Raw genomic sequence first — 12,170 nt, 5'->3', positions numbered from 1 at the left:
TGCACAATGTCGCGCGTCGTCTCACTCGCCGTCATCCCCGGTGACGGCATCGGTCCCGAAGTCGTCACGGAAGCCGAGAAGGTGCTGGATGCCGCGGTGGCCGGCACGGAGGTCACGGTCGAGAAGACGCGGTTCTCGCTCGGCGCCGGTCGTTTCCTCGAGACGGGCGACACGCTCACCGACGAGGACCTGGCGGCCATCAAGGGCCACGACGCGATCCTGCTGGGTGCCGTCGGAGGGGTCCCGGGCGATCCTCGGTTGAAGGGCGCCAACATCGAGCGCGGTCTGCTGCTCAAGCTGCGGTTCGAGCTCGACCACTACGTCAACCTGCGTCCGTCGGTTCTGTATCCCTCGGTGCCGGGGCCGCTCGCCGACGCGGGCGCGGTCGACTTCGTCGTCGTCCGCGAGGGCACCGAGGGTCCGTACGTCGGCAACGGCGGTGCGCTGCGCCGCGGAACCCCCCACGAGGTGGCGACCGAGGTCTCGGTCAACACCGCCTTCGGCGTCGAGCGGGTCGTGCGTCACGCGTTCGACCTCGCCGAGAAACGCTCGAAGAAGCTGACGTGGGTGCACAAGACGAACGTGCTCGTTCACGCGGGATCGATCTGGCAGCGCGTCGTGGCGGCCGTTGCCGCGGAACACCCGGATGTCGCCGTAGACTACCTCCACGTCGATGCGGCCACGATCTTCCTGGTCACGAACCCGTCCCGCTTCGACGTCATCGTCACCGACAACCTCTTCGGCGACATCCTGACCGATCTGGCCGGTGCGATCACCGGGGGGATCGGTCTCGCGGCATCCGGGAACATCAACCCCGACGGCGCGTTCCCCTCGATGTTCGAGCCGGTGCACGGATCGGCGCCCGACATCGCCGGGCAGCAGAAGGCCGACCCGACGGCGGCGATCCTCTCCGTGGCCCTGCTGCTCGATCACCTCGGCCTCGCCGAGGAGGCCTCCCGCGTCACCCGCGCCGTCGAGGCCGACATCGCGGCGCGCACCGGCGCCGCACGCACCACGAGCGAGATCGGCGACGCGATCGCCGCCCGGCTGCAGGCGTAACCTGGAGCCCAGGGCGACGCGGGCGCCGTCCACCTACCGACCGTCAGGACAGCCATGACCCTCATCGACTCCGACCCCGACACCGGACTCACGCCGCTGCAGTTCGCCGTCACGAAGAACCTCGCCGCGAAGTCCCCGGCCCAGCGCGAGGAGATCCTCGCCAACCCCGGCTTCGGCTCGAGCTTCACCGATCACATGGTCGACATCTGCTGGTCGGTGCGCGGTGGCTGGCATCGCCCCCGGATCCAGCCCTACGGCCCGATCAGCCTCGACCCGGCGGCCTCGGTGCTCCACTACGGCCAGGAAATCTTCGAGGGCATCAAGGCGTACCGTCACGCCGACGGGTCGATCCACACCTTCCGCCCCGACCAGAACGCGCGCCGCCTCCAGCGCTCGGCGCGCCGGCTCGCGCTGCCGGAGTTGCCCGCGGAGTACTTCATCGAGTCGCTGCGCGCGCTGATCTCCGTCGACGGCGACTGGGTGCCCTCGGGCGCGGATCAGAGCCTCTACCTGCGGCCGTTCATGTTCGCGAAGGAGGCGTTCCTCGGTGTGCGTCCCGCGCACAAGGTCGCCTACTACGTCATCGCCTCTCCCGCCGGCGCCTATTTCAAGGGCGGAGTGCAGCCGGTGTCGATCTGGCTGAGCGAGGACTACGCGCGGGCGGGCAAGGGCGGCACGGGTGCGGCGAAGACCGGCGGCAACTACGCTGCGAGCCTGCTGCCGCAGTCCGAGGCGTACGAGAACGAGTGCGACCAGGTCGTCTTCCTCGACGCCGACCGCAACGTCGAGGAGCTCGGCGGGATGAACGTCGTGTTCGTCCACAAGGACGGCACGCTGGTGACGCCCGAGTCGCCGTCGATCCTCGAGGGGATCACGCGCGACTCCATCCTCCAGCTCGCCCGCGATCGCGGGCACAAGGTCGAGGGCCGCGCGGTCTCGCTCGCCGAGTGGCGCGAGGGGGTGGCATCCGGCGACATCGTCGAGGTGTTCGCCTGCGGCACCGCCGCCGTCGTGACCCCGATCGGGATGCTGAAGGGCCGCGACTTCTTCGACGAGCAGCCCACGGGGGAGCTGGCGCTCTCGCTGCGCGAGGAGCTCACCGACATCCAGTACGGCCGGCGCGAGGACAAGCACGGCTGGCTGATGCGCCTGGACGCCTGACGCGTCCGCCGCGGGCCCGTTCTTCGGGGTTCCCCCCGCGCGAACGCAGGCGAACGCCCGAAAACAGGGGGATCCTCCGCAGATCGTCCTGTTCCGGGGCGTTCTCCTGTTGTTGGCCAGGAAGCGCGCTGCGGTAGCCCGCCGAAGCGTCGACAGTAGGCTGTCCGGGTGAAGATCGTGCGGTTCAGCCATGAAGAGTCCATCCGCTACGGCGTGGTCGACGAGACCGACATCGTCGTGCTCGCGGGCGACCCCCTCTTCGCGGGTTTCGACACGACGGGCCAGCGCGTCCCCTTGGGTGAGGTGCAGCTGCTGGCTCCCGTGATCCCGCGCTCGAAGGTGGTCGGCGTCGGTCGCAACTACCGCGATCACGCGGCGGAGCTCGGCAACGAGGCCCCCGCGGAGCCCCTGCTCTTCTTCAAGCCCAACACCTCGGTGATCGGTCCCGGCGATGCGATCGTGCGCCCGGGCATCAGTGAGCGCGTGGATTTCGAGGGCGAGCTCGTCGCGGTGATCGGCCGCGTCGCGCGCAACGTCTCGGTCGAGGATGCCGCGGGCTACGTCTTCGGATACACGATCGGCAACGACGTGACCGCGCGCGATCTGCAGAAGTCCGACGGACAGTGGGCACGCGCCAAGGGGTTCGACTCTTTCTGCCCGATCGGTCCCGCGATCGAGACCGACCTCGACCTCGCGCAGGCGCGGATCGTCACCCGCGTGAACGGCGAGGTCAAGCAGGACGGTCCCGTCTCGGACATGATCCACTCGGTCGCCGAGGTGATCGCGTACGCCTCGGCGGCGTTCACGCTCCTCCCGGGCGACCTGATCATGACGGGCACGCCGGCGGGCGTCGGCCCGATCGTGGCGGGCGACGTCGTCGAGATCGAGATCCCCGGGCTCGGTCTCCTGCGCAATCCCGTACGGGATGCCTGAGGGTCCGGCGACGACCGCCGCATCGGTCGTCGCCGCCGCACGGGTGCGAATCCTGTGGGTGCTCTCGCTCGGGCAGGTGCTGGGCGGTGTCGCGTTCGGCGCCACGATCGCGCTCGGCGCCGTGCTCGCGGCGGATATCTCCGGCGACGACGCGCTGTCGGGTCTCGCCGCGGCCGCCGTCACCCTCGGGGCGGCGGCGCTTGCCATCCCGCTCGCGGCGCTCGCACGACGGCGCGGCCGACGGATCTCCCTCACCTCGGGCATGGGGATCGCCCTCGTCGGCGTCGCCCTCGTGATCGCCGCGGCATCCACCCGCATGTTCCCGCTTCTCCTCGTCGCCTTCGCGCTCATCGGGGCCGGTCAGGCCGCCAATCTGCAGTCACGATTCGCCGCAACCGACCTCGCCACCGACCGCACCCGCGGGCGCGACCTGTCGATCGTCGTATGGGCGACCACGGTTGGCGCCGTGCTGGGCCCCAACCTCGTCGGTCCGGGGGAGGGCATCGGGGCGGTGTTCGGGATGCCGCCGCTGACGGGGCCTTACGTCTTCACGATCGTCGCCCAGCTGCTCGCCATCGGGCTGTATCTCGTCGCCCTGCGGCCCGACCCGCTGATGCTCGCGGATCGCCTGCGTGCGGACACCCCCGCCGACTCGGCCGCGGGAGCGGTCATGCATCCCGATCGGCCGAGCGTGGCGCGATTCGCCATCTTCGCCATCGCGGCAAGCCACGGCGTGATGGTCGCGGTGATGGCGATGACGCCGGTGCACCTGCAGCACCACGGCGCGGCGCTGACGGTGATCGGATTGACGATCAGCCTCCACATCGCGGGCATGTACGCGCTGAGTCCCATCTTCGGCGTCCTCGCCGACCGCCTGGGCCGGGTCCACACGGTCGCGATCGGGCAGGCGCTGCTGCTGGCGTCCCTCCTGACGGCGTGGCTCTGGGCCGAGGCGCAGGCGGCCGTTACCGTCTCGCTCGTCCTGCTGGGGCTCGGCTGGAGCGCGGCGACCGTGGCGGGGTCCGCCCTGCTGACGGAGGCGACGGCGGAGCAGCTGCGCACGCGTCGCCAGGGTCGCAGTGACCTGACGATGAACCTCGTGGGGGCCGGCGGAGCGATCTCGGCGGGAGTCGTGCTGGGCTGGATTGGCTACAGCGGGCTCGCCCTCGTCTCGATCCTCGCCGTCGCGGCGGTCGTCGTCGGTCTCTTGGTCGTCTGGCGGCCTGCGTCGCGGGGCTGACCGCCGCCCACCGTCCGAGGGCTCGCGCATCCGTCGCGCACCCCGTGCGCGACTAGGCTGGAGCGGCCATGTCTGACGCCCCCGCTGCCCCCACCCCGTATCCCACGACCACCGCGGTCGGTGCGGATGTCCGTGTTCGTTTCTGCCCCTCGCCGACGGGCCTGCCGCACGTGGGTCTCGTGCGCACCGCGCTGTTCAATTGGGCGTACGCGCGTCACCACGGCGGCACGATGGTCTTCCGGATCGAGGACACGGATGCCGCGCGCGACAGCGAGGAGAGCTATCGCCAGCTGCTCGACGCGCTCACCTGGCTCAAGATCGACTGGGACGAAGGCGTCGAGAAGGGCGGACCGCACGCGCCCTACCGGCAGTCGCAGCGGCACGAGATCTACCGGGAGGTGCTCGACAAGCTCATCGAGGCGGGCGCCGTATACGAGAGCTACTCGACGGCCGAGGAGATCGACGCCCGCAACGAGGCGAACGGGCGCGCGAAGCAGCTGGGCTACGACAATTTCGACCGCACCCTCACCGAGGAGCAGAAGGCGGCGTTCCGCGCCGAGGGGCGGGAGCCCGCCTGGCGCCTGCGCGTGCCCGACGAGGACGTCACGTACCACGACCTCATCCGCGGCGAGGTGACCTTCCCGGCGGGATCCTTCCCGGATTTCGTGATCGTCCGCGCTGGCGGCATCCCGCTCTACACATTCGTCAACCCGGTCGACGACGCGCTCATGGGCATCACGCACGTGCTGCGCGGCGAGGATCTCATGCCCTCGACGGCCCGGCAGCTGTCGCTGTACCGCGCCCTCATCGACGCGGGCGTGACGACGTTCATCCCGCGCTTCGGCCACATGCCGCTCGTGCTGGGCGACGGGACGAAGAAGCTCTCCAAGCGCGATCCCCGGGCCGACCTGTTCCTGCAGCGCGAGAAGGGCTTCATCCACGAGGGCCTGCTCAACTACCTCGCCCTGCTCGGCTGGTCGATTGCTCCGGACCGCGACGTCTTCTCGCTCGACGAGTTCATCGCCGCCTTCGACATCGCGGACGTCAACCCCAACCCCGCGCGCTTCGACCAGAAGAAGGCGGAGTCGATCAACGGCGACCACATCCGGATGCTGGACCCCGACGACTTCGCGGAGCGCATCGTCCCGTACCTCGTGGCAGGCGGCCTCGTGGCGCAGCCGCCGACCGAGGCGCAGCGAGCGCTCATCGCGGCATCCGCCCCCCTCGTGCAGGAGCGCGTCCAGTTGCTCGGCGACGTGCCGGGGATGCTGGGCTTCCTCTTCGTCGACGAGATCGCATATGACGAGGACGCGCTGAAGGGCCTGCCCGAGAACGCGAACGAGGTGCTCGTGGCGTGCGTCGGCGCGCTCGAGGTGGTGCCGGAGTCGGAGTTCACGGCGGCGGCCGTGCAGGAGGCGCTCGCGAGCGCGCTCGTGGAGGGCCTTGGCCTGAAGCCGCGCGTGGCGTACGGGCCGCCGCGCGTCGCGTTGACCGGTCGCCGCGTCTCGCCGCCGCTCTTCGAGTCGATGGAGCTGCTTGGCAAGGCGGAGACGCTTCGACGCCTCGCTGCGCTCGTGGAGCGGCGCGCCCGGTAGGGCGCCGGTTTGGTGTGGGTCTGCCGGTCGACTAGACTTGACCCTCGGTACGGCTTCGGCCGACACCCCTTGGGGTATGGTGTAATTGGCAACACGGCTGATTCTGGTTCAGTTGTTCTTGGTTCGAGTCCAGGTACCCCAGCAAGACGAAAACCCCCGATAGTTCGGGGGTTTTGTCGTTTGCGCTCCCGTCGGTGGGGGAGCTTCGTCCCGGCAGGCCGACGGGGGCGGACCGGTGGCGCGGGGCTGGAGGACTGACGTCGCGCGACTGCGGTAGGGTTGCGGCTATCCACACGGGTGCCCTCGCAAGGGCTGAGATCGGGCTGACGCGGCCCGCGACCGTTCGAACCTGTCCGGGTAATGCCGGCGAAGGAAGTAGGAGTCGCCCCATGGAGTCCGTCCATTCATCGCGCGTTCGTGCGCACCGACGTCACGACCACCGCGCGCTGCGCGAGCAGTAGGCGCCGGGCATGGCTCACCCGAACGGAAGTCGCGTCGCGCGCCACGCCGAGATATCAGGGAGCCCCGGGTGGCACGATCCCGGGCAGCGCGGCGCGGAGTCGTCGCGCACTGCCGGCGGGGTCGTCGGAATCGGTGATCGCGCGGACGACGACGACACGCTCTGCGCCTGCGGCGACGACCTCCTCGATGTTCGACGTATCGATGCCGCCGATGGCGAACCACGGCCGCCGCGTGCCGATGCCCGCCGCGTGCCGATGCCCGCCGCGTAGCGGACGAGCCCGGTCCCGACCGCAGCGCGGCCGGGCTTGGTCGGTGTCGCCCAGACGGGCCCGACGCAGAAGTAGTCGAGGTCGTCCGCGGCGGCGGCGGCGTCGATCTGCTCGGGGGTGTGGGTGGACTTGCCCAGGATCGTCCGCGGTCCGACGACCGTCCGGGCGAGCCGCTCGGGAAGGTCCTTCTGACCGAGGTGCAGGACGGGGGCGCCGGTGACGCGCGCGACGTCGGCGCGGTCGTTCACCGACCAGAGCGCGTCGTGACGGGCCGCGGCGTCGGCGAGGATGCGCAGGAAGTCGAGCTGCTCGCCGCCCTCCAAGGACTTGTCGCGCAACTGGATGATGTCGACGCCGCCCGCGAACGCCGCATCCACGAAATCGGCGAAGTCGCCCTGACGAGCTCGCGCGTCGGTGCAGAGATAGAGGCGTGCAGCGGCGATGGACATCGGCTCACCCTATCGGCGGATCCGGCCCGCCGCGGCCGGCCCACCGCCGAGGTGATCGTTGTCGGCGGCGGGGTCATCGGATTGAGCATCGCCTGGCGCGCGGCGCAGACCGGACGCTCCGTGCTGCTGATCGACCCCGCCCCCGCCCAGGGTGCGACGTTCGCGGCGGCGGGCATGCTCGCGCCGGTGAGCGAGTACTCCTACCAGGAGGACGCGCTCCTTCCGGCGATGCGGGAGTCCGCCGCACGCTACCCCGAGTTCATCCGCGAGTTGGAACTCGTCGAAGGGGCGGCAGGCTACCTCCGCACGGAGACGCTGCTGGTGGGTGTCGATCAGGGGGACCGTCAGGCCCTGGCCGATCTCCACGCCGCGCACCGTCGTGCTCAGCTCGACGTCGAGCCGCTGACGACGCGCGATGCGCGCGCTCGCGAACCGCTGCTCGGACCGCGGGTGAGCAGCGTCTACCGCGTGGCGGGCGACCACCAGGTCGACCCGCGGATGCTCGCGGCCAGCCTGCTCGACCGGCTCCAGAGGGAGGACGGGGAAGGGCGTCAGGTGGGTATCGCGCGTGAGCAGGCGGTAGCGCTGCTGCATCGTGACCGGGCGGACGACGACTCACCTGTCATCGGCGTCCGGCTCTCGGATGGGACGGAGGTCGTCGGGGCGGAGGTCGTGCTCGCCAACGGTGCTGGAGCGAGCGTCGTCGACGGGGTTCCGGGGAGTCTCGACCTGCCGCTGCGACCCGTGTACGGCGACATCCTCAGGCTCCGGGTGCCCGACCGGCTCCGGCCGCTGCTTCACAGCACGGTACGCGCCCTCGTCCACGGCGAGAGCGTCTACCTGGTACCCCGCGCCGACGGCACCCTCGTCGTCGGTGCGACGCAGCGCGAGGACGGAGTGGATGCGGTGTCCGCGGGGGCCGTTCACCGGCTCCTTCGGGATGCACAGCAGGTGGTGCCGGCGGTGGGGGAGCTGTCGCTGATCGAGGCGACGGCCAGGGCGCGACAGGGCACGCCGGACAATGCACCCCTCCTGGGGCGCGTTCTGGGCCGAGGCGGCGCCGCCGTGGCCGGACTGACCGTGGCGACGGGTTTCTTCCGCCACGGGGTCCTTCTCGCGCCGCTCGCGGCGGATATCGTCCTGGGTCTCATCGACGGCCACCCCGATCACCGCTGGGACGCGTTCCGTCCCGATCGATTCACCACTCAGGCCGATCAAACGGCAGAAGGGACCCACCGATGACAACGATCACCGTCAACGGCCAACCTCGTCACACGTCCGCTCCGCAGTCGGTCGCAGACGTGGTGGAAGGGATCCTCGGCGTTCGGATCGGGGCGGACGGAGCCCTCCCCGCCGGCACGACTCTGGGCATCGCCGTAGCCGTCAACTCCGTCGTCGTCCCTCGCGCACGGTGGGCGCACGAGCGTCTCGCCGAGGGCGACGCGGTCGAGATCGTCAGCGCCACGCAGGGAGGCTGAGGTGGCCACCGACACTCTGCACATCGACGGCGTCGCTCTCGGCTCACGATTGATCATGGGGACCGGCGGCGCACCCAGCCACGCCGGTGTCGGTGAGGCGCTGCGGGCCTCGGGCACGGAACTCACCACCGTCTCGATGCGCCGGCACGAGCCGTCGACGACCGGCTCTCTCTTCCGGCTGCTGAGCGACGAGGGCATCCGCCTGCTTCCCAACACGGCAGGATGCCTCACCGCACGGGAGGCGGTGCTCACCGCAGAACTGGCACGCGAGGCGCTGTCGACCAACTGGATCAAGCTCGAGGTGATTGCGGACGAGGACACCCTCCTTCCCGACGGAGCCGAGCTCGCCCAGGCCACAGAGGAGCTCGTCGCACGGGGCTTCGTCGTCTTCGCGTACACCAACGACGACCCGGCACTCGCCCTGCGGCTCGAAGAGCTCGGCGCCGCCGCGGTCATGCCCCTGGGTGCCCCTATCGGCACGGGACTCGGCATCCTCAATCCGCACAACATCTCTCTCATCGTCGAACGCGCCAGCGTTCCGATCGTGCTGGATGCAGGGATCGGCACGGCATCCGACGCAGCCCTCGCCATGGAGCTCGGCTGCGACGCCGTACTGCTGGCCACAGCGGTCACGCGCGCGCAAAATCCGGTCGGCATGGCGACGGCCTTCCGCCACGCCGTGATCGCCGGTCGACTCGCCCGCCTGTCGGGCCGGATCCCGCGGCGCACCGCGGCCCGAGCCTCCTCGGCCATGGAAGGACGGCCCGACCTATGACACCGACACCGCACGGCGCCTCGCTGCCGCCGCTCGTCGCGCCGGCTCCGGGACTGGAGCCCGAGGAGATCGACAGGTACTCCCGCCACATCCTGCTCCCCGAGATCGGGGTCGCGGGGCAGCGGCGGCTGAAGAACGCGCGTGTGCTGGTCATCGGCGGCGGCGGGCTCGGTTCCCCGATCCTCCTCTACCTCGCCGCTGCCGGGGTCGGCACGCTGGGGGTCGCGGACGACGACGTCGTGGAGGCGAGCAACCTCCAGCGTCAGATCGTGCACGGCGTCGATGACATCGGCCGCCTCAAGATCGACTCCGCACGCGACGCCGTCACCGCGGTCAACCCGCGGGTGAAGGTGCGCACCCACCCGCTGCGACTGTCGAGGGAGTCCGCTACGGGACTGTTCGAGGAATACGACGTCGTCGTCGACGGGACGGACAACTTCGCTACCCGCTACCTCGTCTCGGATGCCGCGACGGTGACCGGGAAGCCGTGCGTGTGGGGGTCGATCCTTCGATTTCAGTGCCAGGTCAGTGTGTTCTGGAGCACTCACGGCCCGACGTACCGCGACCTCTACCCGGACGCACCTCCCCGCGAGTCCGCCCCCTCGTGCGGCGAAGCAGGCGTGTTCGGTGTTCTCTGCGGCGTGGCAGGCTCGCTGATGGCCGCCGAGGCGATCAAGCTCATCACCGGCACGGGGCGAACCCTGCTCGGGCGACTCGCCACCTTCGACCTCGCGGACGCCACGTGGCGGGAGTTCATGGTCGTACCCGACCCCGACCCCGACCGCGGTGCGGGAGCGGTAACCGGCGACCGGTTTCCGGGGGACTCGTGCAGTGATCAGGATCCGGGGAACGCACTCATCGACGTCGAAACGCTGAGCAATGCGCTGGGAGAGCGCTCGTCGGGTGGGGCGCCGTTCGAACTTCTCGACGTCCGAGAGGCCGACGAATACTCCCGAGAACACATCTCGGGCGCTCGCTCCGCGCCACTCAGTCGGCTGAGAGCCGACGGGCCCGGCTTCGTCGCGCTTCCCGACGATCGTCCGATCATCGTCTACTGCAAGGCGGGACCGCGTGCGCGTGCCGCCGCGGCACTTCTCCTGGCCGCCGGGCACCCGGATGTGCGTGTCCTCGACGGGGGATTCGACCGATGGGCCCTCCAGTCGCACTGACGACCTCGACCTGAACGCCTCCCAGCGATGGGGATGTCGACCATCGCGGGGAGGCGCCGATGGCGAGGCGGGCGTTCGCGGTGACGTCGGTGACGACGGCGTTCGTCGGTCACCGCACCAGGGGATCTTTGGCGGCTCTTCGCAGTTGAGGGTGTAGTCGAGGGTCGGCGGCTGGTTCGTGGATAGACGTCGAGGTCTTCCAGGATGGAAGTTCTCACACTGCCCATCTGCCGGAAGACCTCGACTTGCACCACCCTACGTTCGCGACCCCTGACCTGACCACGTTCTGCCGTCTCGATGAGCTCGGCCTCGAAGCCATCGGCCAGTTGATCGAGCCCGACCGGGCGGTACTCGAGTGCCGCGTCGTTGACGATGACCCGTGGTGTCGGAAGTGCGGCGCCGAGGGCGTGCCGCGCGACACCGTGACGCGTCCGCTCGCGCACGAGCCGTTCAGTCACCGGCCCACGACGCTGCTGGTGCGGGTGCGCCGCTACCGGTGCGGCCACTGCCGCCGCACCTGGCGGCAGGACACGACGAACGCGGCGGCGCCGCGGGCGAAGATCTCCCGCGGCGGGGTCGGGTGGGCGCTGAAGGCGATCGTGGTCGACCACCTCACCGTCTCCCGCGCCGCGGCAGGCCTGGGTGTGTCGTGGCACACCGCGAACACCGCGATCCTCGCCGAGGGCAAGCGGCGGCTGATCGACGATCCGGCCAGGTTCGACGGCGTCACCACGATCGGCGTCGACGAGCACGTCTGGCGTCACACCCGGTTCGGTGACAAGTACGTGACCGTGATCATCGACCTCACGCCCGCCCGCAACAAGACAGGTCCCGCACGGCTGCTGGACATGGTCGAGGGTCGGTCGAAGGCGGTGTTCAAGCAGTGGCTCGCCGCCCGGCCCAAGGAGTGGTCGAAGCAGATCGAAGTGGTCGCGATGGATGGGTTCAGTGGGTTCAAGACCGCCGCGTCCGAGGAACTCCCCGACGCGGTCCCGGTGATGGATCCGTTCCATGTCGTCCGGCTCGCCGGTGACGCCCTGGACCGGACCCGGCAGAGGGTTCAGCAGGACACTCTCGGGCACCGCGGTCACGCCGGGGACCCGCTCTACGGGGTCCGCCGCACCCTCCACACCGGCGTGAGCTTCCTCACCGAGAAGCAGACCGCACGGCTGGACGCGGTGTTCGCGGTCGAGGAGCACGTCGAGGTCGAAGCGACCTGGGGCATCTACCAGCGCATCGTCGCCGCCTACCGCGAACCCGACAAGAAGAAGGCGAAGGAGATGATGCGGTCGGTGATCGATTCCGTCAGCAGCGGCGTCCCCGCGATGCTGGCCGAGATTCGCCGGCTCGGTCGGACGTTGAAGCAGCGCGCCGCGGACGTCCTCGCGTTCTTCGACCTGCCCGGCACGAGCAACGGTCCGACAGAGGCGATCAACGGCCGACTCGAGCATCTCCGCGGCTCCGCGCTCGGCTTCCGCAACCTCGCGAACTACACAGCCAGGAGCCTGCTCGAGGCCGGAGGTTTCAGACCCTCGCTACACCCTTGATTCCGAAGAGCCTCTTTGGCGCGAGGGCGCTCC

The 12,170-nt window shown here is 70.1% G+C and carries 10 protein-coding genes, 1 tRNA gene, 1 pseudogene and 1 riboswitch; of the genes and pseudogenes, 11 read left to right on the top strand and 1 reads right to left on the bottom strand.

Annotated elements, in window-relative coordinates:
• Positions 1-6 precede the first annotated feature (6 nt).
• From RYJ27_RS07425 to RYJ27_RS07400, 6 genes are all read left to right on the top strand, one after another.
• Positions 7-1,059, top strand: coding sequence for a 3-isopropylmalate dehydrogenase (locus tag RYJ27_RS07425; protein WP_330169701.1), 1,053 nt, complete (start codon positions 7-9; stop codon positions 1,057-1,059).
• Positions 1,060-1,113: 54 nt separating this feature from the next.
• Entirely contained in the window at positions 1,114-2,220 is a 1,107-nt protein-coding gene (locus tag RYJ27_RS07420) for a branched-chain amino acid aminotransferase (RefSeq protein WP_330169700.1), read from the top strand.
• Positions 2,221-2,388: 168 nt separating this feature from the next.
• Entirely contained in the window at positions 2,389-3,153 is a 765-nt protein-coding gene (locus RYJ27_RS07415) for a fumarylacetoacetate hydrolase family protein (RefSeq protein ID WP_330169699.1), read from the top strand.
• The gene (locus RYJ27_RS07410; RefSeq protein WP_330169698.1) at positions 3,146-4,393 is read left to right on the top strand and encodes an MFS transporter; all 1,248 of its coding nucleotides are present in this window, start codon (positions 3,146-3,148) and stop codon (positions 4,391-4,393) included. The genes RYJ27_RS07415 and RYJ27_RS07410 overlap by 8 nt, the downstream gene beginning before the upstream one ends.
• A 68-nt stretch (positions 4,394-4,461) precedes the next feature.
• A complete protein-coding gene (gltX, locus tag RYJ27_RS07405) occupies positions 4,462-5,988 on the top strand; it encodes a glutamate--tRNA ligase (RefSeq protein WP_330169697.1) in 1,527 nt (508 codons plus the stop codon).
• Positions 5,989-6,058: 70 nt separating this feature from the next.
• Positions 6,059-6,130: transfer RNA gene (locus tag RYJ27_RS07400), tRNA-Gln, on the top strand.
• A 141-nt stretch (positions 6,131-6,271) separates the two neighbouring features.
• Positions 6,272-6,380, top strand: a riboswitch (TPP riboswitch).
• Between the two features lie 123 nt (positions 6,381-6,503).
• On the opposite strand, the pseudogene thiE reads toward RYJ27_RS07400, so the two are convergent.
• A pseudogene (gene thiE, locus RYJ27_RS13525) lies at positions 6,504-7,168 on the bottom strand (thiamine phosphate synthase).
• Positions 7,169-7,219: 51 nt separating this feature from the next.
• Between thiE and thiO the strand changes: the two are divergent.
• From thiO to RYJ27_RS07365, 5 genes are all read left to right on the top strand, one after another.
• On the top strand, positions 7,220-8,410 hold the full coding sequence (thiO, locus tag RYJ27_RS07385) for a glycine oxidase ThiO (RefSeq protein ID WP_330169696.1): 1,191 nt from the start codon (positions 7,220-7,222) through the stop codon (positions 8,408-8,410).
• Positions 8,407-8,646, top strand: a complete 240-nt coding sequence (gene thiS, locus RYJ27_RS07380) for a sulfur carrier protein ThiS (protein ID WP_330169695.1) — start codon at positions 8,407-8,409, stop codon at positions 8,644-8,646. The genes thiO and thiS overlap by 4 nt, the downstream gene beginning before the upstream one ends.
• Positions 8,647-8,701: 55 nt before the next feature.
• Positions 8,702-9,421, top strand: a complete 720-nt coding sequence (locus RYJ27_RS07375; protein WP_422732889.1) for a thiazole synthase — start codon at positions 8,702-8,704, stop codon at positions 9,419-9,421.
• Complete coding sequence (gene moeB / locus RYJ27_RS07370) at positions 9,418-10,590, top strand: molybdopterin-synthase adenylyltransferase MoeB (RefSeq protein ID WP_330169693.1); 1,173 nt, start codon at positions 9,418-9,420, stop codon at positions 10,588-10,590. The genes RYJ27_RS07375 and moeB overlap by 4 nt, the downstream gene beginning before the upstream one ends.
• Positions 10,591-10,835: 245 nt before the next feature.
• Entirely contained in the window at positions 10,836-12,137 is a 1,302-nt protein-coding gene (locus tag RYJ27_RS07365; RefSeq protein WP_330169692.1) for an ISL3 family transposase, read from the top strand.
• Positions 12,138-12,170 lie beyond the last annotated feature (33 nt).

Origin of the sequence: Microbacterium limosum (genome assembly GCF_036324365.1) — a bacterium.
GTDB lineage: Bacteria > Actinomycetota > Actinomycetes > Actinomycetales > Microbacteriaceae > Microbacterium > Microbacterium limosum.
This window is presented reverse-complemented; position numbering and strand designations above follow the sequence as displayed.

Bases quoted from the DNA above. Each gene is read 5' to 3' on its own strand.
- gltX (WP_330169697.1), top strand. From the start codon at position 4,462: ATGTCTGACGCCCCCGCTGCCCCCACCCCGTATCCCACGACCACCGCG.
- RYJ27_RS07375 (WP_422732889.1), top strand. From the start codon at position 8,702: ATGGGGACCGGCGGCGCACCCAGCCACGCCGGTGTCGGTGAGGCGCTG.
- RYJ27_RS07420 (WP_330169700.1), top strand. From the start codon at position 1,114: ATGACCCTCATCGACTCCGACCCCGACACCGGACTCACGCCGCTGCAG.
- RYJ27_RS07410 (WP_330169698.1), top strand. From the start codon at position 3,146: ATGCCTGAGGGTCCGGCGACGACCGCCGCATCGGTCGTCGCCGCCGCA.
- moeB (WP_330169693.1), top strand. From the start codon at position 9,418: ATGACACCGACACCGCACGGCGCCTCGCTGCCGCCGCTCGTCGCGCCG.
- thiS (WP_330169695.1), top strand. From the start codon at position 8,407: ATGACAACGATCACCGTCAACGGCCAACCTCGTCACACGTCCGCTCCG.
- RYJ27_RS07425 (WP_330169701.1), top strand. From the start codon at position 7: ATGTCGCGCGTCGTCTCACTCGCCGTCATCCCCGGTGACGGCATCGGT.